The sequence below is a fragment of the Zavarzinia sp. CC-PAN008 genome (assembly GCF_051903925.1).
Classification (GTDB): domain Bacteria; phylum Pseudomonadota; class Alphaproteobacteria; order Zavarziniales; family Zavarziniaceae.
This window is the reverse complement of sequence record NZ_CP173678.1, coordinates 2006009-2025094: the sequence shown is the minus strand read 5'-3', so window position 1 is coordinate 2025094 and position 19086 is coordinate 2006009. Positions and strand designations below refer to the sequence as shown.

At 69.1% G+C, this 19086-nt stretch carries 19 protein-coding genes; 6 read left to right on the top strand and 13 right to left on the bottom strand.

From position 1 onward, the window contains the following. Positions 1-2511, top strand: coding sequence for a DNA ligase D (gene ligD / locus ACI6GS_RS09405; RefSeq protein WP_439817530.1), 2511 nt, complete (start codon positions 1-3; stop codon positions 2509-2511). Between the two features lie 7 nt (positions 2512-2518). Here ligD and ACI6GS_RS09400 read toward each other — a convergent pair whose 3' ends face one another. After that, positions 2519-3853, bottom strand: coding sequence for a hypothetical protein (locus ACI6GS_RS09400; protein WP_439817529.1), 1335 nt, complete (start codon positions 3851-3853; stop codon positions 2519-2521). A 5-nt stretch (positions 3854-3858) separates the two neighbouring features. Beyond that, positions 3859-4977, bottom strand: coding sequence for a hypothetical protein (locus tag ACI6GS_RS09395; RefSeq protein ID WP_439817528.1), 1119 nt, complete (start codon positions 4975-4977; stop codon positions 3859-3861). A gap of 216 nt (positions 4978-5193) precedes the next feature. Here ACI6GS_RS09395 and ACI6GS_RS09390 point away from each other — a divergent pair, with 216 nt between their 5' ends. The 3 genes from ACI6GS_RS09390 (at position 5194) to ACI6GS_RS09380 (ending at position 8461) form a co-directional block, all read left to right on the top strand. Next, complete coding sequence (locus ACI6GS_RS09390; protein ID WP_439817527.1) at positions 5194-6840, top strand: acyl-CoA synthetase; 1647 nt, start codon at positions 5194-5196, stop codon at positions 6838-6840. Positions 6841-6858: 18 nt separating this feature from the next. Next, positions 6859-7176: a nucleotidyltransferase domain-containing protein gene (locus ACI6GS_RS09385; RefSeq protein ID WP_439817526.1), complete on the top strand. Its 318-nt coding sequence runs from the start codon at positions 6859-6861 to the stop codon at positions 7174-7176. A 400-nt stretch (positions 7177-7576) separates the two neighbouring features. Continuing rightward, entirely contained in the window at positions 7577-8461 is an 885-nt protein-coding gene (locus ACI6GS_RS09380) for an alpha/beta fold hydrolase (protein WP_439817525.1), read from the top strand. Between the two features lie 109 nt (positions 8462-8570). On the opposite strand, the gene ACI6GS_RS09375 is transcribed toward ACI6GS_RS09380, so the two are convergent. The 11 genes from ACI6GS_RS09375 to epsC form a co-directional block, all read right to left on the bottom strand. After that, positions 8571-9626 (bottom strand): 6-phosphofructokinase, encoded by a 1056-nt coding sequence (locus ACI6GS_RS09375; protein ID WP_439817524.1) that lies wholly within the window; start codon positions 9624-9626, stop codon positions 8571-8573. Positions 9627-9713: 87 nt separating this feature from the next. Beyond that, the gene (locus ACI6GS_RS09370) at positions 9714-10103 is read right to left on the bottom strand and encodes a TfoX/Sxy family protein (protein WP_439817523.1); all 390 of its coding nucleotides are present in this window, start codon (positions 10101-10103) and stop codon (positions 9714-9716) included. Positions 10104-10125: 22 nt separating this feature from the next. Beyond that, entirely contained in the window at positions 10126-10467 is a 342-nt protein-coding gene (locus tag ACI6GS_RS09365) for a ferredoxin family 2Fe-2S iron-sulfur cluster binding protein (protein WP_439817522.1), read from the bottom strand. A 2-nt stretch (positions 10468-10469) separates the two neighbouring features. Next, positions 10470-12404, bottom strand: coding sequence for a Fe-S protein assembly chaperone HscA (hscA, locus tag ACI6GS_RS09360; protein WP_439817521.1), 1935 nt, complete (start codon positions 12402-12404; stop codon positions 10470-10472). A 6-nt stretch (positions 12405-12410) separates the two neighbouring features. After that, positions 12411-12959 carry a Fe-S protein assembly co-chaperone HscB gene (gene hscB / locus ACI6GS_RS09355; RefSeq protein WP_439817520.1) on the bottom strand — a complete coding sequence of 183 codons (549 nt, stop codon included), beginning with the start codon at positions 12957-12959 and terminating at the stop codon, positions 12411-12413. A gap of 186 nt (positions 12960-13145) precedes the next feature. Next, positions 13146-13481 carry a HesB/IscA family protein gene (locus ACI6GS_RS09350; protein ID WP_439817519.1) on the bottom strand — a complete coding sequence of 112 codons (336 nt, stop codon included), beginning with the start codon at positions 13479-13481 and terminating at the stop codon, positions 13146-13148. Between the two features lie 45 nt (positions 13482-13526). Next, the gene (gene iscU, locus ACI6GS_RS09345; protein ID WP_439817518.1) at positions 13527-13925 is read right to left on the bottom strand and encodes a Fe-S cluster assembly scaffold IscU; all 399 of its coding nucleotides are present in this window, start codon (positions 13923-13925) and stop codon (positions 13527-13529) included. 31 nt (positions 13926-13956) lie between these two features. Next, positions 13957-15198, bottom strand: a complete 1242-nt coding sequence (locus ACI6GS_RS09340) for an IscS subfamily cysteine desulfurase (protein WP_439817517.1) — start codon at positions 15196-15198, stop codon at positions 13957-13959. After that, a complete protein-coding gene (locus ACI6GS_RS09335; protein WP_439817516.1) occupies positions 15191-16345 on the bottom strand; it encodes a cysteine desulfurase family protein in 1155 nt (384 codons plus the stop codon). The genes ACI6GS_RS09340 and ACI6GS_RS09335 overlap by 8 nt, the downstream gene beginning before the upstream one ends. An 83-nt stretch (positions 16346-16428) precedes the next feature. Beyond that, a complete protein-coding gene (locus ACI6GS_RS09330; protein WP_439817515.1) occupies positions 16429-16944 on the bottom strand; it encodes an Rrf2 family transcriptional regulator in 516 nt (171 codons plus the stop codon). Positions 16945-16970: 26 nt separating this feature from the next. Continuing rightward, on the bottom strand, positions 16971-17708 hold the full coding sequence (gene epsC / locus ACI6GS_RS09325) for a serine O-acetyltransferase EpsC (RefSeq protein ID WP_439817514.1): 738 nt from the start codon (positions 17706-17708) through the stop codon (positions 16971-16973). Between the two features lie 286 nt (positions 17709-17994). Between epsC and ACI6GS_RS09320 the strand changes: the two genes are divergently transcribed. Together ACI6GS_RS09320 and ACI6GS_RS09315 are read left to right on the top strand one after the other, a co-directional pair. After that, on the top strand, positions 17995-18642 hold the full coding sequence (locus tag ACI6GS_RS09320) for an alpha/beta hydrolase (protein ID WP_439817513.1): 648 nt from the start codon (positions 17995-17997) through the stop codon (positions 18640-18642). A gap of 40 nt (positions 18643-18682) precedes the next feature. Further along, positions 18683-19078: a RidA family protein gene (locus tag ACI6GS_RS09315; protein ID WP_439817512.1), complete on the top strand. Its 396-nt coding sequence runs from the start codon at positions 18683-18685 to the stop codon at positions 19076-19078. Positions 19079-19086 lie beyond the last annotated feature (8 nt).

The window sequence follows — 19086 nt, the reverse complement described above, 5'->3', positions numbered from 1 at the left end:
ATGGCGCTCGAAACCTATCGCGCGAAGCGCGACTTCAACCGCACGAAGGAGCCGGCGGGCAGCCGGCGCAAGCGCAAGAGCCAGGGCTGGCACTACCTGATCCAGAAGCATGCGGCCCGGCGCCTGCATTATGACCTGCGCCTGGAGCTGGACGGCGTCCTGCTCAGCTGGGCGGTGACGCGCGGCCCCAGCCTGGTCGCCGGGGAGGCGCGCCTGGCCGTCCAGGTCGAGGACCACCCCCTGGAATATGGTGATTTCGAAGGGACGATCCCGCAGGGTGAATATGGCGGCGGCACGGTCATCCTGTGGGATCGCGGCACCTGGACGCCAGAGGGCGACCCGCACAAGGGACTGGCCAAGGGGCATCTGGACTTCACCATCACGGGCGAGAAGCTGCAGGGCCGCTGGCATCTGGTGCGGCTGAAGCGCAAGCCGGGGGAGAAGCGCGACAACTGGCTGTTGCTGAAGGCGCGGGACGACGCGGCCCAGGACGACGACGCGCCCGATGTGCTGGTGGCGCAGCCCGATTCGGTGAAGACCGGGCGCGCACTGGACGATGTCGCCGGCGAGGCACCCGGCTGGTCCAGCCGGACGGGCCCCCTGCCCCAGGCCAAGACCGCGGCCAAGGCCAAGACGCCGCCCAAGGCGAAGAAGGCCGGCGCCAAGGCCAAGCGCCGCAGCGCGGCAGAACTACCCGCCTTTGTCGAGCCGCAGCTCGCCACGCTGGTGGCCAAGAGCCCATCCGGCGACAAGTGGCTGCACGAAATCAAGTTCGACGGCTATCGCCTGCAGGCGCGCATCGCCGCGGACGGCGTCCGCCTGCTGACCCGCAGCGGGCTGGACTGGACCGACCGTTTCGGCCAGGCGCTGCCGGATGCGCTGGCTAGCCTCGATCTGGCGGGCAGCCTTCTTGACGGCGAACTTGTGGTGGAGAACGCCGCCGGCGCATCCGATTTCTCGGCGCTGCAGGCCGACCTGTCGGCCGGGCGGGGGGACCGCTTCGTCTACTATGCCTTTGACGCGCCTTTCCTGGCCGGGCGCGACCTGCGCGCCGTGCCCCTGGTCGAGCGCAAGCAGCTGCTGCAGGACGCCCTGGCCAAGGCCAAGGGCCGCATCCGCTTCAGCGAGCATTTCGAACAGGACGGCCAGGCCGTGCTGGACCATGCCTGCCGCCTGAGCCTGGAGGGACTGGTGTCGAAGCGGCGCGACGCGCCCTACCGCTCCGGCCGCTCGCGCGACTGGGTGAAGTCGAAATGCGCGGACCGGCAGGAATTCGCCATCGGCGGCTATGTCCCGGCCAGCACCGATCCCCACGCCATCGGCTCCCTGGTCCTGGGCGTCTACGAGGATGGCAGCCTGCGCCATGTGGGACGGGTCGGGACCGGCTTCACCATGGCCGTGGCCCAGGACCTGCGGCAGCGCCTGGAGCCCCTGGAGCAGCCGGACAGCCCCTTTGCCGCCGCCCTGAGCGCGGTCGAGCGCAAGGGCGTCCGCTTCGTGGCGCCGGAGCTGGTGGCGGAAGTCGAGTTCCGCTCCTGGACCGCCGACCGCCACCTGCGCCATGCGGCGTTTCGCGGCCTGCGCGAGGACAAGCCCGCGCGCGAGGTGGTTCTGGAGCACCCGGTCGACACCAAGAACCCCAAGCCGGCGCGGCCGTCGGCCGTCACCCTGACCCATCCCGATCGCGTCTATTGGCCGGACCAGGGCATAACCAAGGCCGGCCTGGCCGACTATTACGAAGAGGTCTGGCCGCGCATGGCCCCCTTCGTCGTCGACCGACCGTTGTCCCTGCTGCGCTGTCCAGACGGGATCGCCCAGGCCTGCTTCTTCCAGAAGCACGCCTGGGCCGGCATGAACAAGGCGATCCGCCAGGTGGCTGATCCACGCGACAAAGCGGGAAAGAAGCTGCTGGCGATCCGCGATCGCGACGGGCTGCTGGCTTTGGCCCAGTCGGGCGTGCTGGAGGTCCACCCCTGGGGCGCCACGCTGGCGCGCCTGGAAAAGCCCGACATGCTGATCTTCGACCTGGACCCCGGTCCTGGCGTGGCCTGGCAGCAGGTGATCGAGGCGGCCCAGGATGTGCGCCGCCGGTTGGAAGCCATGGGCCTTGCCGCCTTCGTCAAGACCTCAGGCGGCAAGGGTCTGCACGTCGTGGTGCCGCTGCAGCCCAAGGCCGACTGGACGCGGGCCAAGGCCTTCACCAAGGCGGTGGCGGAGGCGATGGCCCAGGATGCGCCCGAGCGCTATGTCGCCACCATGTCCAAATCCCGGCGCCAGGGCCGGATCTTCATTGATTACCTGCGCAATGGCCGGGGATCGACGGCAGTTGCCCCCTACTCCACCCGCGCGCGCGACGGCGGGGCCGTGTCGATGCCCGTTGCCTGGGACGAACTGGGGCCCGACCTGGGCCCCGCCCAGTTCACGATCACCAATGCGGGGCAGCGCCTGGCCAGCCAGAAGGCCGACCCCTGGGCCGATTTCCGGGACAAGGCGCGGCCCCTGCCGGCCTGAGCTGCGCTCAGAACATGCGCGCGACCTGGGCCAGCGCCTCCACCCGGATGTCCTCGGCCTCCTTCGGGCCCAGCGCCTGCTCGACCAGGCGGACTGCGCGGAAGATCCGGCGTTCCGCCGCCGCCTTGGCCTCACGCGTGCGATCGCCGGCCAGCAGGTCGCCCAGGACCACCCGGATTTCCTCCTCGGCCCGCGCCACGACGCCGTTCAGGGCCTGCTGCACCACTTTCTCCCGCCCCAGCTGGGCAGCAAAGCTGGCACAGCCGGTCAGTGCGCGGACGCTGGCCTCCGTCTCCTTCATGGTCGCCACATCCATCGCCCGCCCCGGCACCAGCGCCTGGCCGATCTGCGCCTTTGCCTGGTCCAGCAGGGTGTCGACATGGCGCGTCGCCTCGCGGCGCAGGTGGCCCAGGCGCGCCGACTGGCGCGGATTCAGGCCGCCGCTCTTCAACGCCGCTTCCGCCGCGGCGACGGCCTGGGTGAAGTCGCGCAGGGCATAGGCGCGCGGGGCGAGGTCGGTGGCCGGACTGCGGGCCGCCTCGCGCGACATCGCCTCCAGCCCGTTCATCATGCCCATGCCCAGCAGGCGCAGCAGTTCCAGCCGGCGTTCCTTGGACAGGCCCAGGTCCATCTGCGCCAGGCGCTCCATCAGCGCGCCGGGCGCCGCCATGTGCGCCATCGCCACGATCAGCAGGGCATAGATGCGGTCGACGTCGCCCTCGCCATGCGTGACGATGGCCTTGTGCAACAGGTGCAGCAGGTCGTCTTCCAGGACCTTGACCGGCATGGGCATGACCCGGCGCAGGGCCTGGACCGGCTCGGCCACGCGCAGGACGCGGCAGATCTGGGAGATGTCCTCCAGATGCACCTCGTGTGGGCCCAGCAGCGCCTGCCGGTCGCGGTCGTCACGATCAGCCAGGGTATTGGACAGGCTGCGCGCGGCGATCACCCAGACCACGCGCGCGATCGCCTCCTGCCCCTCCAGGTCGTCGGCGTCGACGCTGGCCAGTGCATGCGTCAGGGGATCCAGCGACGATGTCTCGACTGCCGCCAGCCACATCCAGCAATGGCTCATCGCGACCCGCGTGATGCGGCCGTCCCCCGCATCGGCATCCGGGTCGCGGCGATTGATCAGCAGGTCCTCGAAAGGCAGGCAGAACAGGCGCTGCAGGGTCGGCCGGCGCGCGGGGCGGAGATGGACCAGACGCGGCCGGGCGTCGTCCAGCATGCGCTGGACGGCGGGCTGGGTCCGGATGCGCTCCAGGAGGCGGACGATCTCGACGAATTTCCCTTCCGGGATGACGTTGAGCTTGCGCCCGACCTCCGCCAGTTCGCGTTCCATGGCGCCTAGCCGCCACCCGTGAAGTTGATGGCGCGGACCGCTTCGATCCGGGCAACCAGCTCGGCATCGAACTGGCCCGTGCGCCAGTCCTGCATGGCGGCGACGCGGCGACGCTGGAACACCTCGTGTCGCTCGTTCTGGTTCATGGCCTCCCACGAGCCTTCGTTGACCGGGATCAGCGGTAGAATACGCATGATCTGGGTAATCGCATCGCGTTTGGCCTGGCTTGGCGCCGCCGGGGTCTGCGCCCACAGCGTGACGATGAAATCCCATCCGTCCAACAGCCAGGACAAGCGGATCGCGGCCTTGCGCACCTGCTCGAATACCGTCTTCCAGCTGGTCAGGGCCGCCTCGATGTCACCCAGCAGCAGGTCGAAATTGTCCAGCACCTCGCGCGTCAGCTTCAGCGTCTCTTCCGCGACTTCGGCCGCGAACTGCGCCATCGGGGCGGCGTCGCTGCGGTCGCTGCGCGCCCAGGACCGGGTGGCGGCACAGAACGCGGTCAGGTCGCGCGAAACCTTGCGCAGGCGCCCACCCTCCCCCGGCGCATTGGCCAGGCCCACGGGGGCCGCCTGGCTCGCCAGCTTGCCGATCCGGGCATAGAGCTCATCGGCGGTGGCACCAAAGCGGTCGGCCGCCTGGGCCAAGACGCTCTTGGCCACCTGGCGGAAACGCGCCGGGTCGCCGCCGCTGTTCAGCAGTTCCTTGGGGCTCAGCCCCAGATGGGTGAACAAAGCCAGGATCAGCATGAAGTTGGTGGTGACGCGCTCCGACTCCTCGGCATGAAGGGCCAGCTGCGCCGCCTCCTCCGCCTCCGGCCCGGCAATGCCCGTCAGCGCGACGTTCAGTGCCGCGGTTCGGATCAGATCGGGCGAGACGGCCTGGGCCTCCAGGATCTCGGCATGCAGCGCATGGTCGTGGACCGACATCGTGACCAGGTCGGGCACCGCCTTCCACGGCACGACATAGACGCCGCTGCCGCCGCCCAGGCTCGGCATGGTCAGGACCAGACGGTCGCGCTCCTCCAGCCGCACGCGGGTCTGCACCAGCAACGGCGTGGTGAACGGGATTGCCGTTCCGCGTTCCTCGAATGTCGAAGGCCGATACTGGGTGAGCTGCCGCATGGGCGAAGCGGAATCCATACGATTTGTGCGTGCAACAGTCGGCGCCCCAGGGTTTACGACGGGTTAAGATGGGGCTTGAAACCGTTGCCACGGGATCGCCTTCGCGCATGCGCTTTCCACTCGACCTGGGCGCCGCAGGGCTTAGGCTTGGGCCAGAGAGTCGCGGCGCACGCCCAGGGGCGGCGACCGCGCCCCGGGGAGGAAAGGACAGCGCCCATGATGATCACCCGCGCCGAGACCTATGACGAGGTCTATCGCAGCTTCACCTGGGATGTGCCCGCGCGGATCAATATCGCCACCCAGGTCTGCGACCGCCATGCGGAGGTGGAGCCCGAGCGCGTCTGCCTGATCTTCGACCGCGATCCCGTCGTCACCCGGCACACCTATGGCGAACTGCGCAGTGCCGCCAACCGCCTGGCCAACCACCTGGCGCGCCTGGGCCTGAGCCGCGGCGACCGCCTGGCCATCGTCAGCCCGCAGGACCTGGCCGTGCCCGTCAGCCATATCGCCGCGTGGAAGGGGGGCATGGTCTCCTGCGCCATGGCGACCCTGTTCGGCGTCGATGCCCTGGAATACCGCTTCCAGGTGAGCGAGGCGCGCGTCGTCGTGACCGACAGGGCCAACCTGGACAAGGTGCGCGCGGCGGCGGCCAAGGCGCCGAGCGTCGCCCACATCTTCCTGATCGACGGGGCAGAGCCGGGTGCACCCAACCTGTGGGAGTCGATCGCTGGCGAATCGGACCAGTTTGAGACGGCCGACACGGCGGCGGACGAGCCCGCCTACCTCAACTTCACCTCCGGCACGACCGGCCAGCCCAAGGCGGCAGTGGCGGGGCACCGCGCCGTGCTGGGCCATATCCCGTCGATGGAGATCGACTTCGACTTCCCCACGCGCGACGACGTGATCTGGTCGCCCGCCGACTGGGCCTGGGTCGCGGGGCAGAACAACTACCTGATGCACGGGCTGTTCCAGGGCATCCCCATCGTCTCCCGCCCGCGCGCCGGCTTCGATGCGACGGACGCCTTCCGCGTCCTGTCGCAGCATGGCGTGACTTGCAGCCTGCTGGTCCCCACCATGCTGAAGCTGATGCGCCAGGTCCCGGCCGAGGTCCGCGCCCAGTACCCGCTGAAGCTGCGCGTCGTCATGAGCGGGGGCGAGGCGGTGGGTGCCGAGCTCTACAAGTGGGTGGCGGAGGTCATGCAGGCGACAATGGTCGAAGCCTTCGGCCAGACCGAATGCAACCTGATGCTGGTCAACCACACCCGCCTGATGCCGGGCAAGGCCGGTGCCCTGGGCAAGGCCTGCCCTGGCTTCGTCTGCGCCATCGTGGACGATCAGGGGAACGAGCTGCCGCCGGGTACGCTGGGCCAGATCGCGGCCAAGGGCCCGCACCCGATCATGCTGCTGGAATATTTGAAGAACCCTGAGGCGACCCGGAAGAAGTTCGCCGGCCCCTGGCTGCTGACCGGCGACCTGGGCCGCATGGACGAGGAGGGATACTTCTGGTTCGAGGGCCGGGCCGACGACATCATCACCTCGTCCGGCTACCGCATCGGCCCCGGCGAGATCGAGCAGGCGCTGTGCATGCACCCGTCCGTCGCCATGGCCGCCGTCGTCGGCCTGCCCGACCCCGTGCGGACCGAGATCGTGGCCGCCTTCGTCCAGCTGGCGCCCGGCGCCGTGGGGTCTGACGCGCTGGCGACCGAGATCCAGGACTTCGTGCGCACCCGCCTCGCCCGGCACGAGGTGCCGCGCCGCATCGACTTCGTGGACAGCATGCCCATGACCAACAGCGGCAAGATCATCCGCCGCGAGTTCCGTGAGCGGGAGCTGGCGAAGCAGAAGGGCAATGCCGCTGAATAGCCGGGCTATAGTCGCCGCATGACCGACGAGGCCGTCATCCTGTCCCGCCTGCGCGCCGGGCTCGCCGACCTCTACGGCGACCGGATCGAGCGCGTGGTGCTGTTCGGCTCCCGCGCTCGCGGCGACGCACGAGAGGACAGCGACTACGACGTGGCGCTGTTCCTGAGGGACCTGGGCAGTAGGTGGGATGAAGTGCGTCGCATCGTCGACCTTGAACTGGCCATTCGCGACGATACCGGAGCATTCATCCACACCATGCCGTTTGCGGCTGGGGCGTGGCGTGATCCGGCATCGCCACTGATGTTCGAGATCCGCAGGGATGGTCGCGACCTGTGAAGCCACAGACGGAGTTTCTTCTGACCGCAGCGGATGAAGCGTTGTCGGACGCCGCCAAGGTCCTGAGGCTGAGCTTGGTAAAGCAGGCTGCACGGCTGGCCTACTACGCGCGCTTTCATGCGGCTCAAGCCCTGGTTTTCGAGCAGACCAATTGGAATGCGAAGACTCATCGGGGCGTCGATGTCGAGTTCCACAGGCTTGCGCAACAGGAGCCTGCGTTGCCGCCACAGTTGGGCGCCGAACTGACCTCCACCTATCACCAAGGAAGCGGCCGACTATGGCGTTGGCCCATCCGCCCTCTCTATCAGTCACACCGATGCGGAACAGACGATCATGGCGGCCCGTGCCTTCGTCGCGGCCATCCGTAGAGTTCTGGAACCCTGACCTGAGCAGTATTGATATGACCCAAGCCCCCTACGGACCGACGACCCGGACCTACTATTCGCAGCGGCTGCGGCTGCATTATGTCGACTGGGGGAACCCGGAGGCGCCGCCGCTGCTGATGATCCATGGCGGGCGGGATCATTGCCGCAACTGGGACTGGATGGCGGAGCGGCTGCGCGACCGCTTCCACATCATCTGCCCCGACCTGGCGGGCCATGGCGACAGCCAGTGGTCGGCGGACGGCAACTACTTCATGGCGGGCTTCATCTACGACATCGCGCAGCTGATCCATCAGCAGAAGCTGGCGCCCGTCACCATCATCGCCCATTCGCTGGGCGGCAACATCGCCCTGCGCTACACAGGCCTGTACCCGGACACGGTCAAGGCGCTGGTCGCGATCGAGGGGATGGGGCCGTCGCCGGCCGTGATTGCCGAGCGGCTGGGCGACGGCATCGCCAACCGCATGCACCGCTGGATCGACGAGCGGCGCCAGGCGGCCGGACGCCTGCCCCGCCGCTATGCCACGCTGGACGATGCGTGCAAGCGCATGCAGGACGAGAACAAGCACCTGTCGCCCGCCCAGGCGCGCCACCTGACCCAGCACGGCGTCCAGCAGAACGAGGACGGCACCTATAGCTGGAAGTTCGACAACTATGTCCGCTCGTTCCCGCCCTATGACATGGGGCATGACGAGGTGGCGAGCCTGTGGGGCCGCATTACCTGCCCCACCCTGCTGGTCTATGGCAAGGAGAGCTGGGCCTCGAACCCCGAGGTCGACGGGCGGATCAAGCACTTCAAGCATGGCGCACGCGTGATCGAGTACGAGCGCGCCGGCCACTGGGTCCACCACGACCGCCTGGACGACTTCACCCGCGACGTCGAGGCGTTCCTGGGGGTGTAGGGCCACTCTCACCCGCTCATCCCCGCAAAGGCGGGCATCCAGAATCACGCAGGACAGCGCTTGTTGCCCTGGATCCCCGCCTTCGCGGGGACGTGCGGCTGTAGAGGCCTCAGATCTTCTCGGCCAGGGCGGGGAGGAGCCAGTGGCTCTCGAACTCGCTCGGGTCGAGCATGCGGCGCTTGCCGGCGATCTCGCTGAGCGGGATCGCGGTCATGCGGTTGTGGCGGAGCGAGACCATGGTGCCGACCTTGCCCGCCAGGAGCAGGTCGACCGCGTGGGCGCCATAGCGCACCGACAGCAGGCGGTCGAATGCGGTGGGCGTGCCGCCGCGCTGGACATGGCCCAGGATCGTGGTCCGGCAGTCGATCCCTTGCGCCACCAGTTCGTCCGCGATGCGCTGGGAAATGCCGCCCAGCTTTTCGTGCCCTTGCGCCGTCAGCTCGCCGCGGGTCAGGGTCGAGCCGTCGTCGCGGCGCACGATGGCGCCCTCTGCCACGACCAGGATCGCGTATTCGCGGCCCCGCTCCTTGAGCGAGGCGCCCCAGTCCAGAATCGCCTGCAGGCGCACCGGCCGTTCCGGCACCAGGATCAGGTCGGCATCGCCGGCGATGCCGGCATGGGCGGCGATCCAGCCGGCATTGCGGCCCATCACCTCCACCAGCAGGACGCGGCCGTGGGATGCGGCGGTCGTGTGCAGCTTGTCGATCGCCTCGCACGCGTTCTGCACCGCGGTGTCGAAGCCGAAGGTCTGGTCGGTACCCACGATGTCGTTGTCGATCGTCTTTGGCACGCCCACGATCGGCATGCCGCCTTCGGCAAAGCGGGCGCAGGTCGACAGGGTGCCGTCGCCGCCGATCGCGATCAAGCCGTCCAGATTTGCCGACTCGTAGCCGGCCCTGACCGCCTCGGCCGTGCTTTCCTCGAACGGGTTGTGGCGGCGGGTGCGCAATTCGGTCCCCCCGGCGACGATCCAGCGCCGGGTGATCGCGGCGTCCAGGGCCACGAAATCGCGCTCGACCAGGCCCAGCCAGGAGCGGCGGATGCCGACAACCATGGCCCCCGCCGCCTGCGCGCGCAGCACCGCGCCCCGCACCACGGCATTCGTCCCCGGCGCGTCACCGCCGCCGGTCAGGATGCCGATGCGCTTCTTTTTATGCTCTGCCATCCCCTCGGCCAACCGCCCTTGCGGGCGGCGGTTCCCTGCTTCCGACACCAGTCCTCCAACCCCTTGTGGGGACTGGCGGACGCGGGATCAAGTGCTGGGGGATTTTGCCTTAGGGCGTGCAGGCTTGGCCGCCCGCTTGGGCGGGGCCTTGGCGGCGGCGCGGATGGCGGCGGCTTCGGCCGCCCGGCACCAGTCGATCAGGTCGTCCGCTTCGTCCAGCAGGCGGTCGGGGGCCGCCATCAGGCTGGGGATGACGCGCGTTGCCCCGGCGCGGCCATAATGGAAGGGCTCGCACCCCTCGGCCTCGAAGGCGGGGCGGTTGCTCTCGTCGGTCTTCAGGTACAGCGTGCCGTCGATGACCATGCCGAACATCACGCCGTTGCGGTAGAGCCCGTGGCCCCCGAAGAAGCGGCGCGCCGAGACGCCGCCCAGGGGCTCAAGACATTCCAGGATGAAATCCGCGGTGCCGTCCGACATCCCGGTTCTCCTGGCGTGCGGTTCAGCGCTTGTCGACCATCATGTTGCGCGTCGCAACGGGCAGGCGCACCACCAGGCCGTCCAACTCGTCGGTCATCAGGATCTGGCAGCCCAGTCGCGAGGTGTGCGTCAGGCCAAAGGCGAGGTCGAGCATGTCCTCCTCCTCCTCCTTGGGCTCCTCCAGCTTGTCGAAGAAGGCGGGATCGACCACCACATGACAGGTCGAGCAGGCGAGCGAGCCTTCGCAGGCCCCTTCCAGGTCGATGCCGTTGCGATGGGCGATCTCCAGCACGGACAGGCCCAGGGGCGCGTCCACTTCCGTGCGCGTGACTCCATCGGCTGCGATGAAGACCATCTTCGGCATGCTCAGTCCTTCTCCTCGGCCCCGGGCTTACCGTCCCTGGGCGTCTCATCCCTCACCTGCGGATCGCCAACGGATCGGGCCAGGCGCTCGACGCTGACGCCTTGTAAGGCCTCACGCATGCCGCGGTCCATCCGCCTTTCGGCAAGTGTGCGGCTTTCCTTCTCCAGGGCCTCGCTGGCGCTCACCACCGTGTCGCGGTCGGCCGCATCCTGGACGCTCTCGCTGGCGGCAATCGCCGCCTCCAGGCTGGCCCGTTCGGCCGCATCCAGCAGGTCGCCATCGCGGGCCAGCGCCGCCCGGACAGCGGCGATCAGGCCTTGCGCCTCTACCTTCGCCTCGACCAGCAGGCGGGCGGTCATGTCGGCGCGCGCATTCTCGTAGGAGGCGCGCAGCATGTCGGCCATGTCGTCGGTCGAGATGCCATAGCTGGGCTTGACCTCGACATGCGCCGCCGTGCCAGTCAGCGCTTCCTTGGCGGCAACCGTCAGCAGGCCATCGGCATCGACGGTGAAGGTCACGCGGATTCGCGCCGCCCCCGCCACCATGGGCGGAATGCCGGTCAGCACGAACCGGGCCAGCGAACGGTTCTGGTCGGCCAGTTCGCGCTCGCCCTGCACGACATGGATCGCCATGGCGTTCTGGCCGTCCTGGTAGGTCGTGAATTCCTGGGCCCGGCTGACGGGAATCGGGCTGTTGCGCGGCACCACCTTCTCGACGATGCCGCCCATCGTCTCGATCCCCAGGCTGAGCGGCACCACGTCCAGCAGCAGCGTGTCCGAGCCGCGGGTCAGGGCACTGGCCTGCAAGGCAGCACCCAGCGCCACGACGGCATCGGGGTCGATATCGGCAAAAGGCGGCTTGCCGAAGAAGCGCGCCACTTCGCTGCGCACCAGCGGCACCCGGGTGGAGCCGCCGACCAGGACCACGGCGGACAGATCCTCCGGCGCCAGGCCGGCATCGTCCAGCACGGCGCGGCACGCGGCGATGGTGCGCGCCACCAGGGGTGCGATCAGGGCGTCGAGTTCGGCCCGGCTGAGCGCGTGGCGGCTCGCCCCGCCGTCGATCACCAGGTCGCCCGACCAGGACTCCGCGTCGGTCAGGGCCTCCTTGGCCTCCCGCGCCAGGGCCAGGGCGCCCTGCGCCGCGGCCAGGGTGCCTTCGGTCAGGCCGCGCTCGGCCAGGAACCGGGCCGCCACGGCATGGTCGAAGTCGTCGCCCCCCAGCGCCGCGTCGCCGCCCGTCGCCAGGACCTGGAAGACGCCCGCCTGCAGCTTCAGCAGCGAGATGTCGAACGTGCCGCCCCCCAGGTCATAGACGGCGACCGTCCCCTCTGCCCCCTGGTCCAGGCCATAGGCCAGGGCCGCGGCTGTCGGCTCGTTCACCAGGCGCAGGACCTCAAGCCCCGCCAGGCGCGCGGCGTCGCGCGTCGCGGTGCGCGCGGCATCGTCGAAATAGGCGGGCACGGTGACGACGGCCTGCGTCACTTCCGTCCCCAGCGCATGCTCTGCCCGGGCCTTCAGCGCGCGCAGGATGTCGGCCGACACCTCGACCGGGCTCAGCACCGTCTCGCCTACACGCAGGCGCACCATGCCGCCATCAGGCGACGGCTCCACGGCATAGGGCAGGGCGCCGGCCAGGGCCTTCACGTCCTCGACACCCCGGCCCATCAGGCGCTTCACGCTGGCGATCACGCGGTCCGGCATGCGGGCGGCCACGCGCCGCGCCAGGTCGCCCACCACGGCCGAACCGTCGGCGGCATAGGCGACGATGGACGGCAGCAGGACGCTGCCATCGACGTCGCGCAGCACTTCCGGCCCATGCTCGCCCATGATCGCCACCAGCGAATTGGTGGTGCCCAGGTCGATCCCGACGGCGGTCGCCTTCTCGCCCGCATGGGGCAAGGGCGTCTCGCCCGGTTCGTGGATGTCGAGCAGCATCGGCAGTCAGTCCTGGCTTTGGGCTCTGCGGGCGGCGCGACGCGCCTCGCCCTGCAGCTTGTCGAGATAGGACAGGCGAAGCGTCTCATGCTCTGCCTTGTCCAGCGAGTTGGCGGCGAAGGCCTCGTCCAGGCGCGCGACACAGGTCTCGATCAGGCCCGCCACCTGGGCGGCAAAGGCGGCATGGCCGGCCGCGTCGCCAACCTCCTCCAGGGCCTCGCGCAGCTCCATCGCCTCCATCAGCAGGGCGGGATCGCTGACCGTCCGGCCGTCCTCGGCCAGCGGGTTGCGACCCGCCGCCTTCAGCAGCGCCCGCGCCCGGCCCAGGGGCGTCTGCAAGACCTCATAGGCCGCATTCAGCGTCGCCGCAGCAGCGATCACCTCGGCCCGTTCCGCGGCCGGGCGGCCGGCGAACCGGTCAGGATGGTAGAGCCGCTGGGCCGCGAAATAGGCCCGCTCCAGCGCCGCCGGATCCAGCGCCATGCGCTGCGGCAGGCCCAGTTGCGTGAACGGGTCCGCCGCCGCCGGATCGGGAGCCGCCGGTTCCGCCTTCATGCTCGGCTCATCAATCAAGAATCATCCCTGTGGTTCTGACGATGTCAGCGCCCACTTCCACCCCGCTCATCCCCGCGAAAGCGGGGATCCAGAGTCACGCGGGACAGCGCCCGCCGCCCTGGATCCCCGCTTTCGCGGGGATGAGCGGACCAGGTGTTGCACCGCGCCTCCAGGCGTGACGTCGCATCAAACGTGGAAGGACTCTCCGCAGCCGCACTTGGCCTTTTCGTTCGGGTTGTGGAAGACGAATCCCGCCTTCATCTTCTCCGTCACGAAGTCCATCTCGCTGCCGATCAGGAACATCACCGCCTTGGGATCGATCAGGACGGTGACACCCTTATCCTCGACCACCTCGTCGAACTTGTTCTTCTCGTCGGCATATTCGAGCGTGTAGGTCAGGCCCGAGCAGCCGGCGGTGCGTACACCGACGCGCACGCCCACCGCCGGCTTGCTGCGCTTGGACAGCAGGCGCTTCACCTGCTCCGCGGCGGGCTCGGTAATGGTCATCACGGCAGCCGGCATCGGCGTCAACTCCTCAATCAGACTGTGGGTGGCGGGGATCGCGGCTCAGGCCGCCTCCTCGCCCTTTCCGTGCTTGGCCTTGTAGTCGGCGATCGCCGCCTTGATCGCATCCTCGGCCAGGACCGAGCAGTGGATCTTCACCGGCGGCAGGGCCAGGTGCTGGGCGATCTCGGTGTTCCGGATCGAGGCAGCCTCGTCCAGCGTCTTGCCCTTGACCCACTCGGTCACCAGGCTGGACGAGGCGATGGCCGAGCCGCAGCCAAAGGTCTTGAACTTCGCATCCTCGATCAGGCCGTCGGCGCCGACCTTGATCTGCAGCTTCATGACGTCGCCGCAGGCGGGCGCGCCGACCAGGCCGGTGCCCACCGACTCGTCGCCCTTCTCGAACGAACCGACATTGCGGGGGTTCTCGTAATGGTCGATCAGCTTGCTGCTATAGGCCATTGTCGTCTCCTGTATGACTGGATGAGGGCGCTCAGTGCGCCGCCCACTGGATCGACTTGATGTCGATCCCTTCCTGGACCATTTCCCAAAGCGGGCTCATCTCGCGCAGCTTCTCGACCTTGCCGCACACGGCCTCGACCGCGTAGTCGATCTCGGCCTCGGTCGTGAAGCGGCCGATGCCGAAGCGGATCGACGTGTGGGCCAGTTCCTCGTCCACGCCCAGCGAGCGCAGGACATAGCTGGGCTCCAGGCTGGCCGAGGTGCAGGCCGAACCGGACGACACCGCCAGGTCGCGGATCGCCATGATCATCGACTCGCCCTCGACATAGGCGAAGCTGAGGTTGACGTTGCCCGGATAGCGGTGCGTCTCGTCCCCGTTCAGGAAGACGTCCTTCAGCCGGGCCCGGATGCCGTCCAGGAAGCGCTGCGACAGGCGCGCGATGCGGTCGTTGTCGGACGCCATCTCTTCCCTGGCGATGCGGCAGGCCTCGCCCAGGCCGACGCAGAGCGGCGGCGACAGCGTGCCCGACCGCATGCCGCGCTCCTGACCGCCGCCATTGATCAGCGGCTCCAGCCGGACGCGCGGGCGGCGGCGGACATAGAGCGCGCCGATCCCCTTGGGCCCATAGATCTTGTGGCCAGAGATCGACAGAAGGTCGATGCCCAGGTCGTTGACGTCGAGCGGGATCTTGCCCGCCCCCTGCGCCGCGTCGCAGTGGAAGAAGGCGCCCTTGGCCTTGGCGATCCGGCCGATCTCCTTCAGCGGCTGGATCACGCCGATCTCGTTATGGACGGCCATGACCGAGACCAGCACCGTCTTCTCGGTCACGGCCGCGGCCAGCACGTCGAGGTCGACCAGGCCGTTTTCCTGCACCGGCAGGTAGGTGACCTTGAAACCTTCCTGCTCCAGGTGGCGGCAGGCATCGAGCACGCACTTGTGCTCGGTCGCCAGGGTCACGATCTCGTCCCGCCGCTCGCGATAGAAATGCGCAACACCCTTGATCGCCAGGTTGTTCGATTCCGTGGCGCCAGAGGTGAAGATGACCTCCTTCGCCTCGGCCCCGATCAGGGCGGCTACATGGGCCCGCGCTTCCTCCACGCCCTCCTCCGCTTCCCAGCCGAAGCTGTGGCTGCGGCTGTGCGGATTGCCGAACTTGGTCGTGAAATAGGGCAGCATCGCCTCGAGCACGCGGGGATCGACCGGGGTCGTCGCCTGGTAGTCGAGATAGATCGGCAGCGCGATGTTGGCGCCGGTACCAGTCCCGTCAGCCATGTGCTCTTCTCCCATTCTCGGCAGCCGCCTTGGCGGCGCGGCCGTGAAACTCGGACCAGACCGCGATGAAGCGGTCGACATCGGCGGCTGTCGTGGCATGCCCCAGGCTGATCCTGAGGGCGGAGCCCGCGACATCGGCGCCGTAACCCATCGCGTCCAGGACGCGGCTGCGCTTGACCTTGCCCGACGAACAGGCCGAGCCGGCGCTGACCGCCACCCCGCCCAGGTCCAGCGCGATGACCTGCGTTTCGGACGCGACACCCGGAACCGCGATCACACTTGTGTTCGCCAGCCGGGACGTACCAGCACCCACGACCTGCGCCTGCGGCATGGCAGCCAGCGCGCGGGCCTCCAGCGCATCGCGGAGCGCCGCGATCGCCGGAACGGCCGCCAGTCCAGCGACAGCCGCAGCGGCCGCCGCGCCAAAGGCAGCGATGCCGGCCAGGTTCTCGGTCCCTGCGCGGAAACCGCGTTCCTGCCCGCCGCCCCGCACACGCGGGACCAGACCCAGGCCGGCCTTCTTGACCAGCGCGCCACAGCCGGACAGGCCGCCCAGCTTGTGCGCCGACAGGGTCATCAGGTCGATGTCCAGCGTCTCAAACGCCAGCGGCACCTTGCCCGCCGCCTGGATCGCGTCACTGTGCACCAGGGCGCCCGCCCCGTGGGCCAGGGCGACGATCGCACCCAGGTCCTGGAGGGTGCCCACCTCGTTGTTCGCCGCCATGACCGAGACCAGCGTGCCCGGTGCCGCCACGCGGGCCAGCGCCTCCAGGTCCAGGCCGCCGCTGCCGTCGACCGGCAGCACGACCATCTCGCACCCCAGGTCGCGCAGCGTCTCCAGCACCGAATCGTGCTCGGTCGCACCAACGGCGACACGGGTGACCAGGCCAGCCGCGACGACGCCGTGCAGGGCGAGGGCGTTCGCCTCTGTCCCGCTGCCGCAGAAGATGACGTCTGCCGGATCGGCTCCCGCCAGGGTCGCCACCTGGGCGCGCGCCTCCTCGATCAGGCGGCGCGCCAGGCGGCCGGCCCGATGGATGGACGAGGCATTGCCGCCGACGCGCATCGCATGCAGCGCCGCGGCCTCCGCCTCGGGGCGCACCGGTGCGCCCGCATTCCAGTCGAGATAGGTCAACGCATCCGTCATCGCAGCATCTTCGCGGGGCCCGCGGGCCCCGCCGTCACTCCTTGGCTGCCGCTCGGCCCCTGCCGGCGGTGGGTTGTCTGAATTCAGGCTGCCCGTCCCCGGGCCGCCTGCTTCGCCGGCTTGGCCGGCGGCGGGATCATCGCCGCCTCGTCCATCTCCTGCGGCGCGCGCAGGCGCGCGGTCCCCAGGATCCGGCGGTCGACCACGTCGGCCAGCGACACGGACGACAGGTAGAGGTGGATCTGGTTGCCCAGCTCCTCCCACAGGTCGTGGGTGGCACAGCGCCCGCGGTCGCCACGGCAGCCCATGGCCGTGCCCGACCGGCAGCGCGTCGCCTTGATCGGCTCGTCCACCGCCACGACGATGTCGGCGATGCGGGTATCGGTCGCCGCCCGGCCCAGCATGTAGCCGCCGCCGGGGCCGCGCACGCTGCGCACCAGGCCGCTGCGGCGCAGCTTGCCGAACAGCTGCTCCAGGTAGCTCAGCGAGATTTCCTGCCGCGTGGCGATATCCGCGAGAGAGACCGGGCGACCCTGGCTGTGGCCGGCCAGATCGACCATCGCCATGACCGCGTAGCGCCCCTTGGTCGAAAGTTTCATCTCAGCGTCCCTTCAGGCCCTTCGGCTCAGGCCACATCGACCGGCTCGCGCGCCACAGCGCCGGGCCTGCCCTCGGCATCGGCCAGGCGCGCCTCGAGCGCCAGCAGATGCTGCTCCAGTTCCTCGATCCGCCGCGCCATCGCCTCGGCCGACGGCACGCCGGCGGGCGGGGCATTGGGATCGCTCATCTCGCGCACGCCATAGGCACAGAAGGTCGTCGCCTCCCGCACTGCGCGGCGCACCGCCTTGGCCGGGATGCCGACCATCGTGGCGCCCGGATCGACGTCGCGCGTCACGACCGAGTTGGCGCCAATGCGTGCCGCCCGGCCGACATGGATGGCACCCAGGACCTGCGCGCCGGATCCGACGATCACGCCGTCCTCCAGCGTCGGATGGCGCTTCACGCCGATCTGCGCGCCCGAGTTGACCGACGGCAGGATGCCGCCCAGCGTCACCCCGTGGTACAGCGTGACATCGTCGCCGATCTCCGCCGTCTCGCCGATCACGACGCCCATGCCATGGTCGACGAAGAAGCGCCGGCCGATGCGGGCGCCGGGATGGATCTCGATCCCGGTCAGCCAGCGCGCCGTCTGCGACACCGCGCGCCCCAAAAAGCGCCAATCGCGGATCCACAGGGCATGCGCCAGGCGATGCAGCAGAACCGCATGGAAACTGGGATAGAGCAGCATCACCTCAAGAACCGAGCGCGCGGCCGGGTCGCGGGCAATGATTCCCCGTGCATCCTCGCGCAGCTCAGCCCACATCGGCGGTTTCCTTGACCATCGGGGTCGGGTTTATGCTATCTACCGCGCCCGGCGGGCCCCATCGGAGCCTGCCACCGCGCAATGCGGATATAGGATTTCCGACCAGGGCGGTCAAGTTTGCGGTCAGGTTTCCCGGACGCCGAAGGCATCAGGTGCTGCCCCCATGGGCATTCCGGCAACAGAATTCCCGACAATCGGGATCGGTTGCTGAAGTACCCTGGCGGCACGGTCGGGATCTGCCGCGCCGCCTGCGGGTCGTGCGCTACGGCTGAGTGACGGGAACGGGATGCCAGAGATCATCTTCAATGGGCCGGCCGGCCGGCTGGAAGGGCGCTATCAACAGGGCAAGACGCCCACGGCGCCCATGGCCTTGATCCTGCACGCGCACCCGCAATTCGGTGCGACGATGAACAACAAGGTCGTCTACAACCTGTTTCACGCCTTCGCGCAGCGGGGCTTTGCCGTCCTGCGCTTCAATTTCCGGGGCGTGGGCCGGAGCCAGGGCGCGTTCGACAACGGCCAGGGCGAGCTGGCGGATGCCGCCAGTGCGCTCGACTGGCTGCAGACCTATAATCCCAATGCGGCCAGCTGCTGGGTCGCGGGCTATTCCTTCGGCTCCTGGATCGGCATGCAGCTGCTGATGCGCCGACCCGAGATTGCCGGCTTCATCTCGGTCTCGCCGCCCGCCAGCCGCTATGACTTCACATTCCTGGCGCCGTGCCCGTCCTCCGGCCTCATCGTGCATGGCAGCGACGACCAGACCGTGCAGGAGGTCGACACCGCCAAGCTGGCCGACCGCCTGGCCCACCAGCGTGGCATCAAGGTGACCTACAAGCGGATCGAGGGCGCCAGCCACTTCTACGAGGACCACCTGGACGACCTCAACGCCGTGGTCAATGCCTACCTTGACGGAAACCTGAAGGTCCCGGTCTGAGGCGGATCTAGACTGGCGGCTCCGCACGAGAGGAGCCGCCATGACTGCCAAGACCGTCCTCGCCCCCGCCGACGTGCCCCCGGCCATCGGCGCCTATGTCCACGGCATTCTGGTGCCCCCCGGGGCCAGTGTCGTCCACACCGCCGGTCAGGTCGGAATCCGGCTGGACGGGACCGTGCCCGAAACGGTCGGCGAACAGGCGGAACAGGCCTTCCGCAACGTCCTTGGCGTGGTCAAGGCCGCCGGCATGGGGGTCGAGGATATCGTCAAGGCGACGCTGTTCGTGGTCGCCGGGCAGGACCTGGACGCGGTCCGCGCGGCCCGCGCCCGGGTGTTCGGCGATGCCAAGCCCGCCTCCACCCTGCTCATCATCTCGGGCCTGGCGACGCCCAACCTGCTGTTCGAGGTGGAAGCGATCGCCGCCAAGGTCCTGTGAGCCTGGGC

Excerpts from the sequence above, each read along its gene's own strand:
- ACI6GS_RS09340 (WP_439817517.1), bottom strand. The coding sequence starts at position 15,198 with ATGGCTGACGGGACTGGTACCGGCGCCAACATCGCGCTGCCGATCTAT.
- ACI6GS_RS09375 (WP_439817524.1), bottom strand. The coding sequence starts at position 9,626 with ATGGCAGAGCATAAAAAGAAGCGCATCGGCATCCTGACCGGCGGCGGT.
- ACI6GS_RS09370 (WP_439817523.1), bottom strand. The coding sequence starts at position 10,103 with ATGTCGGACGGCACCGCGGATTTCATCCTGGAATGTCTTGAGCCCCTG.
- ACI6GS_RS09385 (WP_439817526.1), top strand. The coding sequence starts at position 6,859 with ATGACCGACGAGGCCGTCATCCTGTCCCGCCTGCGCGCCGGGCTCGCC.
- ACI6GS_RS09390 (WP_439817527.1), top strand. The coding sequence starts at position 5,194 with ATGATGATCACCCGCGCCGAGACCTATGACGAGGTCTATCGCAGCTTC.
- ACI6GS_RS09315 (WP_439817512.1), top strand. The coding sequence starts at position 18,683 with ATGACTGCCAAGACCGTCCTCGCCCCCGCCGACGTGCCCCCGGCCATC.
- epsC (WP_439817514.1), bottom strand. The coding sequence starts at position 17,708 with ATGTGGGCTGAGCTGCGCGAGGATGCACGGGGAATCATTGCCCGCGAC.
- ACI6GS_RS09400 (WP_439817529.1), bottom strand. The coding sequence starts at position 3,853 with ATGGAACGCGAACTGGCGGAGGTCGGGCGCAAGCTCAACGTCATCCCG.
- ACI6GS_RS09335 (WP_439817516.1), bottom strand. The coding sequence starts at position 16,345 with ATGACGGATGCGTTGACCTATCTCGACTGGAATGCGGGCGCACCGGTG.
- ACI6GS_RS09350 (WP_439817519.1), bottom strand. The coding sequence starts at position 13,481 with ATGCCGGCTGCCGTGATGACCATTACCGAGCCCGCCGCGGAGCAGGTG.
- hscB (WP_439817520.1), bottom strand. The coding sequence starts at position 12,959 with ATGAAGGCGGAACCGGCGGCTCCCGATCCGGCGGCGGCGGACCCGTTC.
- ACI6GS_RS09395 (WP_439817528.1), bottom strand. The coding sequence starts at position 4,977 with ATGCGGCAGCTCACCCAGTATCGGCCTTCGACATTCGAGGAACGCGGA.
- ACI6GS_RS09365 (WP_439817522.1), bottom strand. The coding sequence starts at position 10,467 with ATGCCGAAGATGGTCTTCATCGCAGCCGATGGAGTCACGCGCACGGAA.
- ACI6GS_RS09320 (WP_439817513.1), top strand. The coding sequence starts at position 17,995 with ATGCCAGAGATCATCTTCAATGGGCCGGCCGGCCGGCTGGAAGGGCGC.
- ACI6GS_RS09380 (WP_439817525.1), top strand. The coding sequence starts at position 7,577 with ATGACCCAAGCCCCCTACGGACCGACGACCCGGACCTACTATTCGCAG.
- iscU (WP_439817518.1), bottom strand. The coding sequence starts at position 13,925 with ATGGCCTATAGCAGCAAGCTGATCGACCATTACGAGAACCCCCGCAAT.
- ACI6GS_RS09330 (WP_439817515.1), bottom strand. The coding sequence starts at position 16,944 with ATGAAACTTTCGACCAAGGGGCGCTACGCGGTCATGGCGATGGTCGAT.
- ligD (WP_439817530.1), top strand. The coding sequence starts at position 1 with ATGGCGCTCGAAACCTATCGCGCGAAGCGCGACTTCAACCGCACGAAG.
- hscA (WP_439817521.1), bottom strand. The coding sequence starts at position 12,404 with ATGCTGCTCGACATCCACGAACCGGGCGAGACGCCCTTGCCCCATGCG.